Source organism: Desulfobotulus sp. (assembly GCF_034006065.1).
GTDB lineage: Bacteria > Desulfobacterota > Desulfobacteria > Desulfobacterales > ASO4-4 > Desulfobotulus.
The window spans coordinates 26,315-45,230 of record NZ_JAVETM010000001.1 but is presented as its reverse complement, the minus strand read 5'-3'; the positions used below and the strand labels follow the sequence as shown (position 1 = coordinate 45,230).

At 54.2% G+C, this 18,916-nt stretch carries 18 protein-coding genes; 9 read left to right on the top strand and 9 right to left on the bottom strand.

Translation table 11 applies throughout. The features are described from left to right. Positions 1–133: 133 nt before the first annotated feature. The 8 genes from RBR60_RS00195 to RBR60_RS00160 all read left to right on the top strand — a co-directional run bounded on the left by RBR60_RS00195 (position 134) and on the right by RBR60_RS00160 (position 9,299). Entirely contained in the window at positions 134–2,200 is a 2,067-nt protein-coding gene (locus tag RBR60_RS00195; RefSeq protein ID WP_320353563.1) for a TonB-dependent receptor, read from the top strand. A 17-nt stretch (positions 2,201–2,217) separates the two neighbouring features. Beyond that, the gene (locus tag RBR60_RS00190; RefSeq protein ID WP_320353562.1) at positions 2,218–3,216 is read left to right on the top strand and encodes a hypothetical protein; all 999 of its coding nucleotides are present in this window, start codon (positions 2,218–2,220) and stop codon (positions 3,214–3,216) included. Between the two features lie 7 nt (positions 3,217–3,223). Then, the gene (locus tag RBR60_RS00185; protein WP_320353560.1) at positions 3,224–3,964 is read left to right on the top strand and encodes an ABC transporter permease; all 741 of its coding nucleotides are present in this window, start codon (positions 3,224–3,226) and stop codon (positions 3,962–3,964) included. Next, on the top strand, positions 3,957–4,583 hold the full coding sequence (locus RBR60_RS00180; protein ID WP_320353559.1) for an ATP-binding cassette domain-containing protein: 627 nt from the start codon (positions 3,957–3,959) through the stop codon (positions 4,581–4,583). Before RBR60_RS00185 ends, RBR60_RS00180 begins: the two co-directional genes overlap by 8 nt. A 218-nt stretch (positions 4,584–4,801) precedes the next feature. Next, positions 4,802–5,284: an NAD(P)H-dependent oxidoreductase subunit E gene (locus RBR60_RS00175; protein WP_320353557.1), complete on the top strand. Its 483-nt coding sequence runs from the start codon at positions 4,802–4,804 to the stop codon at positions 5,282–5,284. A gap of 55 nt (positions 5,285–5,339) precedes the next feature. Next, positions 5,340–5,747 (top strand): (2Fe-2S) ferredoxin domain-containing protein, encoded by a 408-nt coding sequence (locus RBR60_RS00170; RefSeq protein WP_320353556.1) that lies wholly within the window; start codon positions 5,340–5,342, stop codon positions 5,745–5,747. Continuing rightward, on the top strand, positions 5,737–7,515 hold the full coding sequence (locus RBR60_RS00165) for an NADH-quinone oxidoreductase subunit NuoF (RefSeq protein WP_320353555.1): 1,779 nt from the start codon (positions 5,737–5,739) through the stop codon (positions 7,513–7,515). Before RBR60_RS00170 ends, RBR60_RS00165 begins: the two co-directional genes overlap by 11 nt. A gap of 32 nt (positions 7,516–7,547) precedes the next feature. Next, entirely contained in the window at positions 7,548–9,299 is a 1,752-nt protein-coding gene (locus RBR60_RS00160; protein ID WP_320353554.1) for an NADH-dependent [FeFe] hydrogenase, group A6, read from the top strand. Positions 9,300–9,422: 123 nt separating this feature from the next. Here RBR60_RS00160 and RBR60_RS00155 read toward each other — a convergent pair whose 3' ends face one another. Further along, positions 9,423–12,305: an AMP-binding protein gene (locus tag RBR60_RS00155; RefSeq protein ID WP_320353553.1), complete on the bottom strand. Its 2,883-nt coding sequence runs from the start codon at positions 12,303–12,305 to the stop codon at positions 9,423–9,425. Between the two features lie 311 nt (positions 12,306–12,616). Beyond that, a complete protein-coding gene (locus RBR60_RS00150; protein WP_320353552.1) occupies positions 12,617–13,015 on the bottom strand; it encodes a DUF2784 domain-containing protein in 399 nt (132 codons plus the stop codon). Between the two features lie 113 nt (positions 13,016–13,128). Here RBR60_RS00150 and RBR60_RS00145 point away from each other — a divergent pair, with 113 nt between their 5' ends. Next, positions 13,129–13,413 (top strand): hypothetical protein, encoded by a 285-nt coding sequence (locus RBR60_RS00145; RefSeq protein ID WP_320353551.1) that lies wholly within the window; start codon positions 13,129–13,131, stop codon positions 13,411–13,413. A gap of 61 nt (positions 13,414–13,474) precedes the next feature. Here the strand turns inward: RBR60_RS00145 and RBR60_RS00140 are convergent, their stop codons facing one another. The 7 genes from RBR60_RS00140 to RBR60_RS00110 form a co-directional block, all read right to left on the bottom strand. After that, positions 13,475–13,771, bottom strand: a complete 297-nt coding sequence (locus RBR60_RS00140) for a putative quinol monooxygenase (RefSeq protein WP_320353550.1) — start codon at positions 13,769–13,771, stop codon at positions 13,475–13,477. 96 nt (positions 13,772–13,867) lie between these two features. Beyond that, entirely contained in the window at positions 13,868–14,629 is a 762-nt protein-coding gene (locus RBR60_RS00135; RefSeq protein WP_320353549.1) for an SDR family oxidoreductase, read from the bottom strand. Then, on the bottom strand, positions 14,626–14,832 hold the full coding sequence (locus tag RBR60_RS00130) for a hypothetical protein (protein ID WP_320353547.1): 207 nt from the start codon (positions 14,830–14,832) through the stop codon (positions 14,626–14,628). Before RBR60_RS00130 ends, RBR60_RS00135 begins: the two co-directional genes overlap by 4 nt. 83 nt (positions 14,833–14,915) lie before the next feature. Continuing rightward, positions 14,916–16,382, bottom strand: a complete 1,467-nt coding sequence (locus RBR60_RS00125; RefSeq protein ID WP_320353545.1) for a 4-hydroxyphenylacetate 3-hydroxylase family protein — start codon at positions 16,380–16,382, stop codon at positions 14,916–14,918. A gap of 300 nt (positions 16,383–16,682) precedes the next feature. Beyond that, positions 16,683–17,555: a flagellar basal body-associated FliL family protein gene (locus tag RBR60_RS00120; protein WP_320353544.1), complete on the bottom strand. Its 873-nt coding sequence runs from the start codon at positions 17,553–17,555 to the stop codon at positions 16,683–16,685. Between the two features lie 166 nt (positions 17,556–17,721). Next, the gene (locus RBR60_RS00115) at positions 17,722–18,069 is read right to left on the bottom strand and encodes a hypothetical protein (RefSeq protein WP_320353543.1); all 348 of its coding nucleotides are present in this window, start codon (positions 18,067–18,069) and stop codon (positions 17,722–17,724) included. A 630-nt stretch (positions 18,070–18,699) separates the two neighbouring features. Next, complete coding sequence (locus RBR60_RS00110) at positions 18,700–18,897, bottom strand: hypothetical protein (protein WP_320353542.1); 198 nt, start codon at positions 18,895–18,897, stop codon at positions 18,700–18,702. Positions 18,898–18,916: the final 19 nt, after the last annotated feature.

Below are 18,916 nucleotides of genomic sequence, written 5' to 3'. Positions count from 1 at the left end.
AAGGCTGCCTGAAAAAAAAGGTGGGAGATCCGAATCCAAGATGCTAAAAATCAAAAAAAAAGCATCACCCACCGTCGTGCTGATTAAAACCCTTCGGACCATAAGCCACCAAATTTTTAATGGAAAGGACACCGTGCTGAAAGTCCACCTTTTTTTCAGGATCCTTAGCCCTCTCCTTTTTTTTCTCATCTGGCCCTCATCCTCTCCCGCTACCACGGATCCGGAAACCATTGCACTCGACCCCGTGATTGTTTCCGCAAGGGGCCATGAAAGTCTCATCTCCCGAACGCCGGGCGGCACGGCCCTGGTGGATGCGGAGGAAATCTTCCGAGTCCAACCCATCAGTCTTTCCCATGCCCTTCAGGGCGTTGCAGGGGTCCAGACTGCGCCCGATTCCCCCTGGGGGTCCGCCATCAGTATCCGGGGTCTTGGGAGAAACCGGGTACTTCTTCTCATCGACGGATGTCGGGTGAATACGGCAACGGACATCAATGCCCAGTTCGGCCTGCTGGATCCCGGAGAGGTTGAACGCATGGAAGTACTCAAAGGCCCGGTCAGCGCCTTGTACGGATCCGGCTCCATCGGCGGGGTGGTCCATGTAATCACCCAGAAGGGAGAGTTTTCCCCAACACCCACCAACCACCTCAGCCTCAGCACTCGCTACGCCACCAATCCCCAGGGATACGCCCTCCATACCCGTGTGGTCCGGAATACCCCCCAATACTGGGTGTATGCCTCATCCAGCCAGCGGGATGCCGCGAGCTACCAGGACGGAGAAGGCCAGACCATCCCCAACAGCCAGTTTCAGGACCAAGGTCTCAACCTCAAGGCAGGTTACAGGTGGAATGCCCTCCACCAGACCCGGATGCAGTACCAGTTCCATGAAGGCCGGGAAATCGGCATTCCCGGAAGAGGCGAAGCCTCGCTGCCTGCGGCTGCGGACGTCACCTACCCGAAAACCCACCGCATGCTCATGGATCTCTCCCACGGCTTTACGCCCGAAGGGGGTCTTTTAAAACGATCCGATCTCACGCTTTTTTACCAGAGGATAGACCGAAAGGTGCGCATCGACAAGCTGCCGAACGCCACGGGCATGAACGAGATTCTTCCTTCTGCTCTTCATGAAACTCTGGGCCTCAAATGGATCCATGCCTTTGAAAGGGAAAATCATGCCTTTACCGCAGGTCTTGATGCCTGGGATTGGACCTATGAAGGCAAAAGGATCAGAAGATTTCTCAACGGAACCCAGGCCATTGACCAGCCTCTTGCCGATGCCCGGCAATTTTCCGGTGGAGTTTTCGCAGAACACCAATGGGCCTTCAACCCCGTCCTTTCCCTCAATCTGGGCGGACGCCTCGATGGTATCCATGCGGAAAGCAAGGCCCACTACGCCTGGGTAGAACCGCCTTCACCGGAAACTCCCAATCCTCTGAAACGAAACTCCCGAAGCTTTCACACCACAAGTTGGGATCTGCACGCAGGCCTTACCTGGACCCCCATCCCCGCCTGGTCCCTCACCCTCCTGGCCGCATCCAGTTATCGCGCGCCGGATCTCATGGAGCGTTTCAAGTATCTCAACATGGGCACCTACGAGGTGTATGGAACGCCGGACCTTGATCCCGAACGATCCCTCTTCCTTGAAGCCGGGCTGCACTATGGGGCAAGGGATTTTCGGGCCAGTATCAATACCTATGCCAACCAGATCCATGATCTCATTGTGGAGCATCCGGTTTCGGACACAAGGTATGAAATGCGTAATGTGCAGCAGGCCCGCATCCACGGCGCAGAGATGAACCTGGAATGGCGCTTTGTTCCTTCCTGGAAAACCTACGCCTCCCTTGCCTGGACCCAAGGCAGAAACAAGACCGAAAATGAGGATCTTGCCCGGATACCTCCCCTCAATGGCCTGGTGGGTCTCGCCCGCAGCCAGACCCTGGGACTCAACGGCGAGCTGGATCTCGTCTGGGCGGAGCGCCAAACCCGCACCGGACCCGAAGAAAGGGAAACACCGGGCTGGTTCACCCTCAACACACGCCTGGCATGGCGTTTTCGTCTTGCGGACAGCCTTCAGGAAGTTTCCCTTGCCGTGCACAACCTTCTTGATGCAGCATACAGAAATCATCTTGCCACAGGCCGCAAGCCTGCGGAAAGAAACGAGGCGGGAAGAAACCTCATGGTCAGCTACAGAATGGAGTGGTAATGCCGAAAAGGGCGCACATGCGAACGCTTCTCATTTTCTTATCCGCGCTCATGGCGGCCTCCGCAACCTGGATGCTTTTCCGTGAAAGTCCAGACCAGGGCCTCCTTTTCGGTACCAATCCGGATCTGCCCACCCTCACCCTGTACACCACAGGTCTCGCCACAACGGCCCAGATGCCCTTCTGGACGGGAATCCAGAGTGGCGAGATCCTCCGAAAATGCAATATCCGCGTCCATGTATGGAAAAACACCGATGATCTGCGGGGGCTGCTCCTTGCCGGAAAGGGTGATCTCTGGCTGGGCCATACGGAGGGCTTCGCCCAGGCCCATGCCCTGAACGCGCCCGTGCAGATGCTCCTTGTCAGCGGATGGCGCAAGTTCTACCTCATTTCCAGAAATCCCACCCTACACGCTCTGGCCGATCTTTCCGATCATGAATTGGCCCATGCACCTCCGGGCTCCCCCGGCGTCTCCGTACTGAAAGCCCTGCTGACAAAAGAAGAAGCAAACATCCGTTTTCGCGGCCTTGAACCCAGACAACTGGCCCTCATGCTCCTTGAAGGAAAAATTGACTCAGCCCTTGTACCCGAGCCCCTGCTCACCTCCCTTCTTCTGAAGGATCCGAACCTTTTCATTATCGCAAATCTTGAGGACATCTATGGCGAACGCACACAGGGCCCCCGTCGCATGCCCCTTGCCGGCATGGCCGTCAACCGCCATACTGCGGTCAGACACCCGGAGATCATTGCCCATATTCTCGCTGTGGTGGAAGCCGAGGGAAAAGGTCTGAGGGAAGACCCCCTGGCCGGTGTGGATGCCCTGCCCGAAGCTTTTTCCGCCTTTATACCCAAGGAAATGGTCCGCGCTTCCCTGGTCCGGGATCTCGTGCATGTGGAAAGCGCCTGGGCCGCACGGGAAGAAGTCCTGCGCTACCTGAATATCCTCATGCCCGGATGGGCCCAGGGTCCGGCCGCCTGGGATACTTTTTTCTGGAAATCCACCGGAGAGAAGGGATAAGCCATCCATGATTTCCCTTTTCTTTTCCATCACCCTTCTCCTTGGCCTCTGGAGCCTTGCCACATTTTTTCTGGGAAGCCTTCTGGTGCCCTCTCCCCAGGCCACACTGAGAAGTCTTGGCTCCATGCTTTTTCAGCTCAGTGTGTGGGAAAACATGATCCTCACCCTGGGTCGTGGTTTTTCTGCCATTGTCTTCACCTTCATCCTCGCCCTTTTCACGGGCATTGCCGCAGGTCTTTCCCGCAAAACCATGGCCCTGCTTGCTCCCATGGCAGCGGTGCTTCAGGCCACGCCCCCGATTTTATGGATCACACTCCTCATGGTCTGGGTGGGAACGGGCAATGCCATCCCCATCCTCGTGGTCATGGCCTCCCTTTTTCCACCTCTTTTTTTCACCATCGCCCAGAGCACGGCCAGCCTGGATCCACGGCTCTTTGTGATAGCCCGAACCTACCGCGTCACACGAGGTCGCATGCTCAAAGAACTGGTTCTGCCGGGAATTTATCCTTACATTCTTGCGGGACTCTCCCATGCCCTGGGAAGCTGCTGGAAAGTGACAGCGGTGGCGGAGTTTCTCGGAAGCTCCGAGGGCATCGGCGCGCAAATCTACTGGTCTTACCGCATGCTGGATATGCCTCGTCTTTTTTCATGGGCCCTGATTCTTGTGGGATTCGGACTTGTCATTGAATCCGGCCTCATCCGTCCCCTGCGCCAGGCCGCAGCCCGTAACAGGGGAAGCCATGCTTGAATTTTCCCATGTATCCAAAGCTTTTCATGGAAAAACCGTACTTCGCGATGTGAACTTTACCCTTCAAAAGGCGGAAATGCTCTGTCTGGCCGGGCCTTCGGGCATGGGGAAAAGCACGCTGCTGGAAATCGCCGCAGGCATCCTCAGGCCTGACAGTGGTTTCTGCAGACGTCACACCCTGAACATGGCTTGTCTTTTACAGGACACGCCCCTGCTTCCCTGGCGCAGCGCCCTTCAGAATATGGATTTTTTCCTGTCTGCTCGTTTTTCTGAAAAAAAAAGAAGGCAAAAAGCTCTGCTCTGGCTGGAAAACATGGGACTTGGGGCATCCCTTGCCCAAAAACCCGCAGAGATGAGCGGCGGTATGAAACGCCGTCTCGCCCTGGCCTGCGCCCTGGCCGCAGAGCCCGATCTTCTCCTTCTGGATGAGCCCTTTGCCTTTCTGGATGCGGTCTGGCAGCATCGCATCGCTGATTTTATCGCAGAGATCCATCGCACACAGAAAACCACCCTGCTCATGGTCAGTCATGGGGTGGATGTCCTCCGAAGCATGGATATCCGTATCCTTGACATCACCTCTTCTCCTGTCATCCTTTCCCTGGATGGCACTTTCCTGTGACCCCTTATCTTTGCAATCCGCATTTTTTTATTGAACCCTCCGTCCATTCACAGTAGGGTTTTCCTTGAAAAATACGGCCCCAAAGCCACGCATTACCCGTCAAATCCAGATCAACCCCCTGTTTTTTCATACCAAAGTTTTGCAGCACCCGACCCTGTAACCCGATGCACCCCTTGCCGTAAACACTGTTTCACAAACGAAACCGGAGACAAGGATCTATGGAAATCCAGCAGGAATTCACCCTATCCGATGAGCTCATCACCTTCATCGATGCCTGGAAGGAAAAGCGGGGCAATCTCATCATGATTCTCCACCGCATCCAGCAGGAATTCGGCTTTGTTCCCAGGCAGGTCGCCATTGAGCTGAGCCGCCGCATTGATGTCCCCTTAGCAAAAATCTACGGGGTTCTCACCTTCTACCACTACTTCAAGCAGAAAAAACCCGGCCGCCATACCCTTTCCGTCTGCACGGGCACGGCCTGCTACCTGAAAGGTGCCCATGGGGTGATTCAGGAAGTTGAAAACCTTCTCGGAGTAGGGATCAAGGAAAGCACCGATGACGGGGAATTTTCCGTGGAAGCCGTACGCTGCATCGGCTGCTGCGGCCTTTCTCCGGTCATGACCATAGACGAGGAGGTCTTTGGCGGTGTCAAACCCGACGACCTTGCGGAAATCATCTCCCGCTACCATGGAAAATCCTGAAAAACGCTGGCACCATGAAAAATTCACGCCCATCAGGGATCAAAGGAGAGAGCATATGGCACCAAACCGCCTGGAAGAGCTGAACAGACTGCGCGAAGAAAAAAGCATGGAACTCCACGACCCCAAAGGGAATGACGGCGAGATTGAAATCCGCATCGGCATGGGCAGCAGCGGCATTGCCTCCGGTGCGCGGGACATTCTGCGGGTGCTGAACGACACCCTGAAGGACAGAGGCATCACCAAAGCCCTCATCCGCCAGACCGGCTCCTTAGGCCTTGACTATGCGGAACCCACGGTGGAGGTGAGAATGCATGGCATGCCGGACACCATTTACGGCAGGGTAACGCCGGAAGTGGCCCAGCAGATCGTTGACCGGCATATCCTCGGCAGAGAGCTGGTCTGCGGCCATGTCTTCGACCGTCCGGCCCCGGACATGGTAAAGGAGCCCAACCATGCCCTATAAAAATTTCTGCCTGGTTTGCAGCGGCAACCAGTGCGAATCCGGAAAGTCCGATGAGATTTACAGGGAGCTGAAAAGGCTCGTCATGGATCGCAGGGTCAGCCAGGAAGTCCAGATCGTCAAAACCGGATGTTTTGGCTTCTGCAGCAAAGGCCCCATCGTCAAAGTGCTTCCCGATGAAACCTTTTACGTGGAGGTGGATGCGGAAGGGGCGAGAGCCATCATGGATGAACACATCCTCGGCGGCAAAGAAGTGCAGCGCCTCATGCTCAAGGGAGAAGAACACAAAAAACCCTCCCGCTTTTACCAGAAGCAGGTACGCATTGCCTTAAGAAACTGCGGGGTCATCAACCCCGGTGAAATCAGCGAATATATCGGCCGGGACGGGTATGCGGCCTTGAGCATGGCCCTTTTTGAAATGACTCCCCTGGAGGTCATTGAGGAGCTGAAAAAATCCGGGCTCCGGGGCCGGGGCGGAGCCGGGTTCCCCACCTGGCAGAAGTGGAAATTCACCCATGATGTGAAGGATAAGACAGACGAGGTCTTCATCGTCTGCAATGCCGATGAGGGCGACCCCGGTGCCTACATGGACCGCTCCATCCTGGAAGGCGACCCCCAGTCCATTCTGGAAGCCATGGCCATCGCCGGTTATGCCTGCGGCTCCCGCATGGGGTACATCTATATCCGTGCCGAATATCCCCTGGCCATCGAGCGTCTTTACACGGCCATGGATCAGGCCCGGGAGCACGGGCTTCTTGGGAAAAACATCCTGGACAGCGGTTTTGATTTTGACATTGAAATCCGTCTTGGCGCAGGGGCCTTTGTCTGCGGTGAGGAAACGGCCCTCATCGCTTCCATCGAGGGCGAACGCGGCATGCCGAGGCCACGCCCTCCCTTCCCCGCAACGCGGGGGCTCTGGGGAAAACCCACGGTGATCAACAACGTGGAAACCCTGGCCAGCATCCCCAAGATCATCCTCAGGGGGGGAGACTGGTTTGCCAAAATCGGTACGGAAAAATCCAAGGGAACCAAGGTTTTTGCCCTTACGGGCAAAATCAGCAACTCCGGTCTTGTGGAAGTGCCCATGGGCACCACCTTAAGGGAGATCATCTTTGACATCGGCGGCGGCATTCCCGGCGGCAAGGCCTTCAAGGCCGTGCAGACCGGCGGGCCTTCCGGCGGGGTGATCACGGCGGAACATCTGGACACACCCATCGACTACGAAAACCTCGTGGCCCTTGGCTCCATGATGGGTTCCGGCGGCATGATCGTCATGGATGAGGACGACTGCATTGTGGATGTCACCAAATTCTATCTCGATTTCTCTGTAGATGAATCCTGTGGAAAATGCGCCCCCTGCCGCATCGGCGGCCGCAAGATGTACAATATCCTCGATAAGATCACAAAGGGCCAGGGCACCCTGGAAGATATCCAGCACCTCAAGGCCCTGGCCGTTCCCATGCAGAAGGCTTCCCTCTGCGGCTTAGGCCAGGCGGCTCCCAACCCCGTTCTCTCCACCCTGCGGTATTTTGAGGCGGAATATCTGGCCCATATCGAAGACAAACGCTGTCCTGCGGGGGTCTGCAAGGCCCTTGTCACCTACACCATCAACCCGGATCTCTGCATCGGATGCACGGTCTGCTCCCGAAAATGCCCCAACAACTGCATCACAGGAAAACGCAAGAAGCCCCATGTCATTGATCAGGAATGCTGCATCAAGTGCGGCATCTGCTATGAGGGCTGCAAATTTGGCGCTGTGGAGATCGCGTGAAAGCCCGAACCAGAAAATGAAGGAGCGGACAGGTGCAGAAAATACAGATCAAAATCAACAATATTCCCATGGAAGTTGCCCCTGGCATTTCCGTACTGGCAGCGGCCAGACAGGCGGGGATTCACATTCCCACCCTCTGCGCCCATCCTGACCTCACCCCCTGGGGCGCCTGCGGTCTCTGTGTCGTCAAGGTGGAGGGCATGCCCAAGCTTCCCAGAGCCTGCGTTACGGAAGTCAGTGCCAATGCCAGCTACATCACCCACGACCCGGAACTGAACAAGATCCGGCGCACCATCGTGGAAATGATCCTTTCCAACCATCCCAACGACTGCCTCACCTGCGGGCGCAGCGGCAGCTGCGAGCTTCAGACCCTTGCGGCCAACTTCAGTATCCGGGAAGTGCCCTTTCAGTCCAATGTACCGGAACTGCCAAAGGATGAATCCACCCTTTCCATTGTTCTCGATCCCAGAAAATGCATCAAATGCGGACGCTGCGTCCTTGTCTGTCAGGAGCTCCAGGATGTCTGGGCCCTGGAGTTCATCGGCAGGGGCGACCACACGGAGATGATGCCCGCAGGCGGGGCCCTGCTCAGTGAAAGCCCCTGCATCAAGTGCGGCCAGTGCAGCGCCCACTGTCCCGTGGGAGCCATCTATGAACGGGATGACACGAAAAAGCTTCTCGATGCCATCCTCAACCCCGAACTCCACGTTGCCGTCCAGATTGCCCCCGCCGTGCGGGTCGCCATCGGAGAGGCCTTCGGCCTGCCGCCCGGCACCATCACCACGGGCAAAATTTATGGGGCTCTGCGCCGCCTCGGGGTCAATGCCATCTTTGACACCAACTTCTCCGCAGACCTCACCATCATGGAAGAAGGCACGGAATTCATCGAACGCCTCACCCAGAACGGCATTCTCCCCCTCATCACCTCCTGCTGCCCCAGCTGGGTGGATTATATGGAAAAGTACTGTGCGGACATGATCCCCCACTTTTCCACGGCCAAATCGCCCATGATGATGCAGGGAGCCCTCACCAAAACCTATTACGCCGAGAAAAAGGGCATCCCCAGAGAAAAGATCTTCTCTGCGGCCATCATGCCCTGCACCAGCAAGAAATTTGAAATCGTCCGGGACAAGGACATGTACGCCTCAGGCCAGCAGGATGTGGATCTGGTACTCACCACCCGTGAGCTGGCCCGACTCATCAAGCAGTCGGGGATTGATTTTCTCGCCCTTCCCGATGATGAGTCCGCCGACTCTCCCATCGGTGCCTACACCGGAGCCGGAACCATTTTCGGAGCCACGGGCGGGGTCATGGAAGCAGCCCTGCGCACGGGGTATTTTCTTGTGACGGGAGAGGAATACGAAAAAATCACCTTTGAGGAAGTCAGAGGCATGGAGGGCATCCGCACCGCAAGCCTTTCCATCAAAGGAAAAGAGCTGCGGGTGGCCATCGCCCACGGCATTGCCAATGTGCGGGATCTGCTCAATGAAATCCGTACGGCAAGGGAAGAAGGCAAAGAACCGCCCTACCATTTCGTGGAGGTCATGGCCTGCCGGGGCGGGTGCATTGCCGGTGGCGGACAGCCCTACAACACCACGGATGCCGTTCGCAACGCCCGCATTGCCGGGATGTACGCCGATGACGCAAAATCTGAAATCCGCTGCTCCCACCAGAACCCCTTCATCGAGGAGGTGTACCGGGAGTTTCTGGAAAAACCCGGCAGCCACAAGGCCCATGTTCTGCTGCATACCCACTACCATCCAAGGCCCCTGTACACGCGCTGAAAGGGTTTTTTGCTTTTAAGTTGAGGATAAAAAAGGGGATTCCGGAGCGCCATCCGGGGCTGGAATCCCCTCTCATTTTCAAACAGGGATTGAATGGGGGCGTTTTTAAATTCTTCCGGCTTGCTACAGGGATTTTTTTGGGGAAAGCGCCCACACAGGAGATTTTTCATAATCCAGATCAGGTTCCCCTGAATATCTGAGGATATGCTTTCGTGTCTCATCCCTGAGCCTCATTATCTTGTCCCACTGATTTTCTTCCCCTCCCCCTTCAATGGCTCTGCCGATACAGACATGGACCGCTCCCTTCCTGACAAACCATGAATCCGCCCGGAGTATGGATCTGGCTCCCTTGATGGAAACCGGAACCACGGGCAATCCTGTATCCACGGAAGTCATGAAAGCCCCCATGTGAAAGGGAAGGAGTCCAGGCATTCTCGTGAAAGTGCCTTCAGGGAAAAAAAGCAGGGGAATCGCTTTATCTATGGATTTTACAATCCGCTTTGTGTCTTCCACACCCTTTTGCACATCAAAACGCTCCACATATTCAACACCGATCCTGTCCAGAAACAGTCTGGCGATACTGTTTTTCCTGAGTTCGGCCTTTGCCACAAAACACGCTCTCCGGGGAAGAACGGATACCAGAATGAGGCTGTCAATATAGCTCGAATGGTTTGCAGCAATGATGTATCCAGCCATATTCTCTAGGTTTTCAATACCCTGCACAGATACCCCAATGCCTGTGACCCGGCAAAGAAACCTTGACATCCTGCGGAGAAATCCCCAGCGCAGATCCGGACCGGGCAGAATCAGGGTAACTCCCCAGGAAAAGGTGGCAATCAGGGAAAAACAGAGCCAACAGTATGATGAGTACACATTCTTTGACACGGATTTAAGACTGCGCCTCAGTGCTGTCATCATGCCTGAAAACAGAAGTCTGCCCAGGGCCATGGGGTCAATCCCCTTAGTCCGGCTCATAGCTCCTTGTTCGTAAAGCTCCCTGTTGGCAGACCGCCTGATTTTTCCGCTTGAGGTCTTGAGTATGCATCCAGGCGGCACAAGGGCCACATCATCCGGGGGAAGGCCGAGCAGATCGATGGTGACTGAACTGATTTCAGATTGAAGGTTTTCCAGTTTATCTTCAGAGGTCTCCCTGGTTTCGGCCAGAACAATCAACCGTTCAGCACCCGACTGGCGATCCATACTGCCGAACACTGCAACATTTCCTGTTCTGATACCCTTAATCCTTCCAACGGCGGCCTCAAGCTCCTGGGGATAGATATTGCGCCCTGCGCGGATGATCATATCCTTGCTTCGGCCCGTGATATACACATCCCCTTCCGCAATATAGGCAAGATCGCCGGAGTCAAGCCACTCCCCCTGCATGAGACGTGCGGTATGCTCCGCATTCCTGAAATATCCCCTGCACGCCGATGGCCCGCGAAACTGCAGCCTGCCCTCATGCCTTTCAGAAACCTCTCTGCCCTTTGCATCCACAATGCGTATTTCATGGCCAGCCAGAGGACGGCCACAGGCCATAAAACGGATTGTGCCGGAATCTGACTCTGCCTCAGAGACAGGGATTGCGGTTCTGTTCCGTATGAAAGGATCCCGCAGTATCCTGTCCACCAGAGGACCCCGTCCCGGTGGCGGGAACGCCAGGCCAACGGAACTTTCAGCAAGTCCGTAAACAGGCGCAAAAGCTTCTCTTCTGAAATGATAGGAAGCAAATCTGGAGCAAAACCTTTCTGCGGTATCGGGGTTGACGGGTTCGGCTCCGTTAAAGGCAAGTCGCCATGAGCTTAAATCAAGGCCTTCAAGATCGGATTCTTCGGTTCTTGTGGCCATCAGTTCATAGGCAAAATTAGGTGCTGCGGAAAGGGTGCCCCTGTATCGGTGGATTGCCCAGAGCCAACGGCCAGGTTTTGTCAGAAAGGTAACAGGAGACATGATGACAGCCGTAATACCGAAATAAAGGCTGCCAAGCCAGGCCCCTATCAGGCCCATATCATGGTAAAGGGGCAGCCAGCTCACAAAGATATCTGAAGAACGGATCTTGATGGCTTCGCCCATGGCCCGGATGTTGGAAAGCAGGTTCTCATGGGTGACAACAACCCCCTTGGGGTCTCCCGTACTGCCTGAGGTGTACTGCAGAAGGGCAATGTCCCTCGCTGAGATGGCAGGAGCCGTGTAGGTCCCCTTCGAAGATTTCAGATCTTCGACCGTAACGATTTCCTTCAGAGTTTCCACCTGGGATTTCAGCAGTCTTGCCACGATTCTGGCTTCGGGCATGGTGATGAGTACGAGAGCTCCGCAGTTTCTCAGGATGTCGCTGTGCCGTTTCAGATGATCTTCAATCTGGGTTTTTCTGAAAGGAGGGTAGATGGGCACAGGAACCGCTCCGACCATCACCACGCCGAAAAATGCGGTGAAATAATCCTCGTCAGAGGCCAGCATCAATACCACCCTGTCGCCAGGCAGCACACCACGCAACTGAAGTCCTGCCGCAAGAACTTCGGCCTTTTGCCTCAGTTCTCCGTAAGTGATGATTTGATCTTCACCCTCATCGCTGTAAAGACGTATATGCGGTCTCTCGGCATGGGCATGAACATGCCAGTTCAGCACATCGAGCAGGCTCAGGGCGCCGTGGGGGTAGGAAAAGGATGCCTCGGGGTTGATCTTTATGATGTCATGAAATACAGCGGCTTCTTTCTTTTCCGAACGATCTGAATGGTCTGCAATGGCATGCAGAAGATCCCGTGGCGTCTCTGCTTCAACAAAAACCCTTTCGGGCAGAACGCTTCCGAACGTCTTCTCAATTCTTGACAGAAGCTCCACCCGTCCAAGGCTGTCGAGGCCAAAATCCTTGTCAAGGCTGCTGTCAAGGCCAGCGTGACGTACGGAAGCCAGATTCGGATGGAGTTCGGATGCAAGCCGTCTTATCATATCAAGAAGAATTCCTGCACTTTCAACCGGGTTTTCCCTATGAATTCCATTATCTTTCTGCATGGTGACTCTCCTTTCAGATATGAAAACACCCCAGACGCTTACGCGTTTTCGAGTGTTTTTTATCCCGGTCTTGAAAGTGCCAGAAAAGGGAGCGAAACCTTTAAAGAGGTGAGGATGCAGGGATGCAGATTTTGGTCAAACCTTGTTTTTTTATGATTGGACTGTTTAATATCAATAACTTGTATTTTTAGGGCCAATGCACTTTACAAGGTTCTTCTAAAGTTAAGCCACAACAAAAAAAATACAAGATTTTTCTCCCGACGGTGCTTCTCAACAACCCGAAAGGATCAGACACTAAGAATCCTCCGCCGCTACTTCCACCTTGGCGGAAAGCACCACCACAGAGCCGCCACTGCCAGGGCAAACACCGTGTAAACACCGATAAAGACCCAGGGCTCCGCCTCCCAGAAAAGAAGGGCCTGCAGCCAATGCTCAATAAAGCTGCCTTTATATGGGGTCTCTTCTGCCTTTGACCTGAGCCACATCTCCAGCGTGGTAAGCGGACAGACCATCCCAAACCATGCTTCGACCGCCACAAATGCGATGGTTGCCAGATGAACAAGCCTGAACCAAAGCCTGTTGACCCACTGCCACTTCAGCAGATTGCCAATCAGAACCAGCACCACCGCCCCTACGACGAAAAGCACAATGGCAACATGCAGCGTCAGTACGGCATCGGCCAGCAACTGGAAAGACAAGGCATTACTCATCCCAGCCACCTCTCAATTCGTATAAAATCAAATTGCTGCGACCCTGCGCGCGGGCTACTTCCTTGTGACGGGAAAGGAATACGAGAAGATCTCCTTTTAAGGAAGTCAGAGGCATGGCGGGCATCCGCTCCGTCCCCCTTACCATCAAGGGCAAGGAGCTGCGGGTATCCATCGCCCACGACAGTGCCAATGCGCGGGATCTGCTCAATGAAATCCGCAAGGCAAAGGAAAAAGGTCTGGAGCCGTCCTACCATTTCGTGGTGGTCATGGCCTACGGTAAAATTGGATTCAAGGTAAGCCGCAACGAAAAAAATACAAGACTTCCGGAAGGAAAAAAACAATGGGGGCGAGAACCGGGGAGAAAAATTGGGGGAGGAGAAACCATTCCGGGGGATTGAAAGGGAGGAATTTCCTGTGCCAGGGCCGTGTACAGAAAATCCCCCCTTCTTTTTTCCTTTTTCAGGCCTGAAAAGCAGCAATTTGCTCATACATGGTCAACTCTGGGCCTTCTGCAAGGTTGGGAGCCAGCCATTTGAAGGCCTCCTGCACATGGGCCATGCTGCTGTGACGCTGAAAAGCCGCCTTGTCCCTATACTTCTCATACACGAAAAAAAGTCCCGGGGTTTTCATGTCCCTGTGCAGAACATAGCTTAAAATCCCCTCTTCCGTTCCGGCCATTTCCACAAGATGCAGCAACCTTTCTTCAGCTTCCCTGGCAACTTCCGGTCTCACCTTGATTTTTGCCGTCACAATCATGCCCACTTCCTTTCCTTCAAAAAAGTGTCCGGATTTTTCCCACGTACGAGGTACGGAAGACCAATCTGACACAGATCCCTTTCCGCTACCAGAACCTCAGGCCAGCATGCCACCGTCACAGACCAGGCAGGTGCCGGTGGTATAGGAAGAAGCCTCAGAAACAAGATAGAGGGCAGCCCCTGCCATTTCCGACGGGGCAGCAATACGTTTTAAGGGAATCATGGAAATCACAGCCTTGCTGATGGCCTCGTTTTCCGTGATGGCGCTCGAAAATTTGGTTTCCGTCATGCCGGGCAAAAGGGCATTCACCCGGATATTGAAAGGTGCCAGTTCCTTGGCAAAGGCCAGCGTCATGGAAATCAGGGCCGCCTTGGTGACAGAATAAATCCCCTGCATCTGGGCAGGGCGGACACCGTTTACGGAAGACACATTCACAATGGCCCCGCCCAGGCCCTTTTCCTTCATCATCTTGGCAGCCCGCTGGGTCATGAAAAAGGGACCTTTGAGGTTTACGTCATGGGTTTTTTCCCAGGCCCAGGGTTCCGCCTGAAGCATCTCTCCGAAGTAGGGGTTGGCTGCGGCGTTGTTCACCAGAATGTCCAGTCTGCCGTGTTTTTTTTCCACCGCATCCATGAGTTGCTGGATCTGCTCAATTTCGCCCATGTTGCAGGCCATGGCCTCGGCACTGCCGCCCTTTGCACGGATTTTTTCCACCACAGCCTCAAGACCATCGAGCTTACGACTCACAAGGATGCAGTGGGCCCCGTATTCGGCAAAGGTGAGCGCCATGCTTTCCCCGATCCCCCGGCTGGCTCCGGTGATGAGGGCAATCTTATTTTCAAGGGAAAAAAGGCTCATTTTCTGTTTCCTTCTTTGGTTTCTGTTCCCGTTCTTTCTTCATCCATACCATCAATCACCGCATGGATGGCGTGACTCTGGTTTTCCACAAAAACCCGGACCATGGCGTCCGCATTGATGGACCCCTTGCCTGTTTCTTGTTTTTTTTCCGTTTCATGGGATGGTGTGTGGGGCAATGCCCCCATGGTCTTGTCGCTATCCATATTGCCTCCTCTTCAGGCAGGTGAAATGCCGCATTCCCAAAGCACAAAGCCCAAGGAGATGCGGCCCGTCCAGCCCAAAACCATCAGGCCTTGGACATCCCCGCAAGGCGTCTCACCACATCTTTTCTCTCTTTGAGATTGTACTGGGTGGTGATGGCAATCTGCTCCATGATGGGAGAGCCCCCCCCATGAACGCTTGCATAGTTCAGGCAGCCTGCCATGGAAGAGACCGTCATGTCGCTGAAGTAGAGCCAGAAGCGGATCTGGTCTTCCACGGGAATTTTTGTGTTCCGCTTCAGGTATTTTTCCAGATAGGGCTTCAGCTCCTCATTCACCAGATCCTGCTCATAGGGGAAGGTGGCCGGTACCCCGCCTGCGATGTCGCAAAGCATTTCCTGCTCATGGAAGACCGCTTCTCCGGTGAGACACCGGCCCACGTTGCAATAGATGGAATTGGGCACATAAGCGCCGGGGCCGAAGGGAACGGGGCCGAAACCCGGAATGTTCACCTCGGGCTTGGCCAGAGCGGATGCGGTATAGCCTGCGGCATAGCCAAGCTCTGCAATCTGGATGATGCTGGCCAGCTTTTCCTTCACATGGGGGGTCTTTTCAATGCCGTTCACCTCCGCAGCCAGCGCGGCAAGGCCCATGGTGATGTCCCCGATGGCGGGCTTGCATCCGGAATAGCTGTGTCTGTGGAAGAGGGCGAAGAGAAGGGCGCAGAGTCCACCATGCTGGTGCTCCCCACAGAGAAAGACCCGATCCCAGGGAACAAAAACTTTATCAAAGATCACATAGGAGTCCGCAGCACCGAAGTCAAAGCCGCGCTTGAAATGGGTACGGCTGCGCATGTTGTGGGGATGAACCACCTGGGTGATGCCATCGGCATCCGAAGGGATGGCAAAGGCCACCGCATAATCCTTTTCGTCTTCAGTAAGGGCGCGGGTGGGTACCACCATGATCTCATCGGCAACGGAGGCCTGGGTGATGTGCACCTTGCAGCCCGTGACCACGATGCCCTCACTGTTTCTTTCCACCACATGGAGGTACTGATCCGGATCGGGCTGCTGGGAAGGCCGCAGCATGCGCTCTCCCTTCACGTCCGTCTGGGCGCAGGCCACCACCAGATCCTTTTTCTGGAAATTATCCAGCCATTTCAAAAAATTTTCGTGATACCGGGTCTTGCCGCCATTGGCCTTGTCCGCCTCATAGGAGATGATGTTCACCGCATTGCTGGCATCCGCTCCCATGCAGCGACCGATGCAGTAGCCCACTTCCCGGCAGAGCATGCGGGTCATGTCCTGCTTTTTGTGCAGATCTTCTGTGCTCTGGTGGATATGACAGAAACGGTTGATGGTTTCTCCGCTCAAGTGAGAAACCGCGGTGCAGAGGTGGGCTTTTTCAGGGTCACGGGCCACTTCAAAGGTGTGCCCGAGAACCCCCAGGGTCATTTCCAGCTCCTTATGATCCCGGCTGATTCTTTCCCCCTTGTAAAAGATATTCTTTTTGAGCTTCATCAGGTCGCTGATGTACTGTTCTTTTGTTCTCATGGCGATCTCCTTATGGAATGGGATGGAAAAGAGGCTTCACCCCCTGGATGGGATGAAAGGAAGCTGCTTTCTTTTCTTCCTCATTTTGCGAGGACCATGCCAGCATGAAAAAGCCATATAACTATTTGATAATAAATATAAAAAATAAATACATTGAAAAAAAACATAAAAAAAGGTCTTTATATCGTCCCTATGGTCGATATAAAGACCTCCAGCCAGCGTCCTCTGTTCAGCTCAGGGCAAGGGCTCTCCTTTCACCGAGAACAAGATGCGCTTTTTATGCGGGCTTAGCCCATGGCTTCACCCCTCTTCTTCCGCTTTTTCAGCCGGGGATTGGGGCCGCTGCGGCGGTGTAAGCCCGAATTCATGGCGCAGCTCCGGGTATTGCAGAATAAACTCTTCAAGGCTGTCCTTACTGGACGCCACAATGATATTGCGCACTTCAATTTCATGAAGGCGGTTATCAAAATAGGGATTCAACATCTGTCTCAGATGAAGCCGCAGAGCTTTTACCCGGTCAAAGGAATTGATTTCCCGGTATTCAAGGCTTGAAAGATAAAAAAGAATGGTTTCCCGAACTTCCGGATGTAAGGGCGGTGGCGGAGGAATCATTTCCGGATTCGGGATGAATTCATCCAGGGTCAGAATAAACTCCAGATCAAGGCACAAGAAGCGCTGGCGTTCGAGAATTCTTGACCGCGCCACATTCACAATGAGAGGCGGCATGCGCACCGCCTGATGAGCCACAACCTCCCCTTCCGTGGGCCTTTGGGCCCGGATCTTGGACCACTCCCAGGTTCTCCCGCTCTCCTGCTGCAACACAAGGGTGCGGGCGTCCAGGGAGACAATGTCAAAGGACTGCATGGACCCTGCGGGCCACATGCCTGCTTCGTCCGCCGTTTCCACGGAAAAAATCAGACGGTTTCCCGATTCCATCTGCCAGCGGCCCGTGCTTTTTCCCCGTTTTTCCACAATCCGGGTATGCCGACCCTCCACCCTGTCATCGGACTGCCAGGTTCCGTTGTTTCTTAAGGTGAGAATGGTATGCATATTCATCTGGGAAAAACGCCAACTGCCAAGAAGGAGCAGACGGGATTCATCCTTTTGCTTTCCGCCGCAGGAATAAAGGGAAAAAAGACATAAAAATATGCAGATCCAGCCTCCCATTCTCATGGGTCATCCTTCCTTTTTTTCCCATCCAGGGCTTCGGTCTCCTCGCAGATGCAGTCATAGGCATCACACACCGTGCACACATAAATCTTTTCTGCCTTTTTCCTGGAACGCATGCGATAAAAATGGATCCACAGAAAAATCAGCGCTGAAAGGAAAAAAAACCACATCATCGTTGTCCACCTCCTGGAAAAAGCGATACGGTCGCCGTGCCGGGAAAAGCAATCACACGGCATTCTTCCTTGTTGTTCACGGGTACTTTAATGCCAAAACAGCGACAAGACAGCCAGTGTCCCTCGCAGCGGGGACATATTTCAAGAAAACACCCCACATGGTGAAAGCCCGTGGGCAGAACCCCGCAGCAAGGACAGCGGGACGGAATGCCGTCTTCTTCAAACACCGTTTTTTTTCGGGGCTGCCAGGGTCGTGGGCGGTAGAAGACCCCATCGATGCGAATGCGGGTTTCCAAACAACTTGGGGCTGCATCACAACGACCGCAGAGGCTACAGATTTCCAAGGCTTTTCCTCCCTGATTTTTTAAAAAATTCTATCCCAGGGAAAAAAGAAAGGCAAGGCAGGGAAAAGGAGAAAACAAAAAAGGAGGGCAGGATGGTCTCCTGCTCTCCCTTTTGCGTCTTTGGCTACAGCTTATCAGTGTCCGGTGCTGCAGGAGCCACTGCAGGATCCGCATCCCGAGCTTCCAAAATCAATGCTGGAATCAATCTTGAATCCCGCAGAGCTGAAATCAATTTTCACAGGAGCCGCTTGCTTGAGAAAATCGGCTTCTGCAACAAAGGTATGACCGCCAATGGTAAAAACTTCATCTTTGCTGTTCGGCTCATCCAGAGCCAGGGCCAGAGAAGGCCCGGCTCAGCCGCCCGAGTGGACAAAAAGCCTGAGGGGCATGACCTGCCGCCCTTCAAAATAGACATTGATCTGCTCAATGGCAGCAGGAGTCACTTCGATCATAAAACCTCCTTTAACAACGGCGTAACCGGCAAACATCCAGGATAAAAAGAAATTCCCCTAAAAAATCATAAACCGGCGCTAAAAATATGTCCGAGCATTCATTTTGTCAATGCAATTACACCGATGGATCGAAAAAATCCATCCTTCTTACCCCCTAGAGCCAAAAGCCCCCTGCAGGTTACTCACCGTCTTTTTTTTCTGCTTCCCCCCGATTGGCCACCAGCGTGTCACAGATTTCCTTTTTCACAAAATAACGATTCAGCGCCACGGCCAGCTCCTCCTGGGTGGGGGCCGTTCCGCAAAGGGCTTTCACAAAACCCGCAACCCCTTCCAGGGCTTTTTTCAGATCCGGATGCAGGTTTGAAAAATCGGTCATGGCTTTTCCTTTATGCAAG

Excerpts from the sequence above, each read along its gene's own strand:
- RBR60_RS00150 (WP_320353552.1), bottom strand. The coding sequence starts at position 13,015 with ATGAGTAATGCCTTGTCTTTCCAGTTGCTGGCCGATGCCGTACTGACG.
- RBR60_RS00170 (WP_320353556.1), top strand. The coding sequence starts at position 5,340 with ATGGCACCAAACCGCCTGGAAGAGCTGAACAGACTGCGCGAAGAAAAA.
- RBR60_RS00185 (WP_320353560.1), top strand. The coding sequence starts at position 3,224 with ATGATTTCCCTTTTCTTTTCCATCACCCTTCTCCTTGGCCTCTGGAGC.
- RBR60_RS00155 (WP_320353553.1), bottom strand. The coding sequence starts at position 12,305 with ATGCAGAAAGATAATGGAATTCATAGGGAAAACCCGGTTGAAAGTGCA.
- RBR60_RS00120 (WP_320353544.1), bottom strand. The coding sequence starts at position 17,555 with ATGAGAATGGGAGGCTGGATCTGCATATTTTTATGTCTTTTTTCCCTT.
- RBR60_RS00180 (WP_320353559.1), top strand. The coding sequence starts at position 3,957 with ATGCTTGAATTTTCCCATGTATCCAAAGCTTTTCATGGAAAAACCGTA.
- RBR60_RS00165 (WP_320353555.1), top strand. The coding sequence starts at position 5,737 with ATGCCCTATAAAAATTTCTGCCTGGTTTGCAGCGGCAACCAGTGCGAA.
- RBR60_RS00110 (WP_320353542.1), bottom strand. The coding sequence starts at position 18,897 with ATGACCGATTTTTCAAACCTGCATCCGGATCTGAAAAAAGCCCTGGAA.
- RBR60_RS00125 (WP_320353545.1), bottom strand. The coding sequence starts at position 16,382 with ATGAGAACAAAAGAACAGTACATCAGCGACCTGATGAAGCTCAAAAAG.
- RBR60_RS00130 (WP_320353547.1), bottom strand. The coding sequence starts at position 14,832 with ATGGATAGCGACAAGACCATGGGGGCATTGCCCCACACACCATCCCAT.
- RBR60_RS00135 (WP_320353549.1), bottom strand. The coding sequence starts at position 14,629 with ATGAGCCTTTTTTCCCTTGAAAATAAGATTGCCCTCATCACCGGAGCC.
- RBR60_RS00145 (WP_320353551.1), top strand. The coding sequence starts at position 13,129 with ATGGCGGGCATCCGCTCCGTCCCCCTTACCATCAAGGGCAAGGAGCTG.
- RBR60_RS00140 (WP_320353550.1), bottom strand. The coding sequence starts at position 13,771 with ATGATTGTGACGGCAAAAATCAAGGTGAGACCGGAAGTTGCCAGGGAA.
- RBR60_RS00190 (WP_320353562.1), top strand. The coding sequence starts at position 2,218 with ATGCGAACGCTTCTCATTTTCTTATCCGCGCTCATGGCGGCCTCCGCA.
- RBR60_RS00175 (WP_320353557.1), top strand. The coding sequence starts at position 4,802 with ATGGAAATCCAGCAGGAATTCACCCTATCCGATGAGCTCATCACCTTC.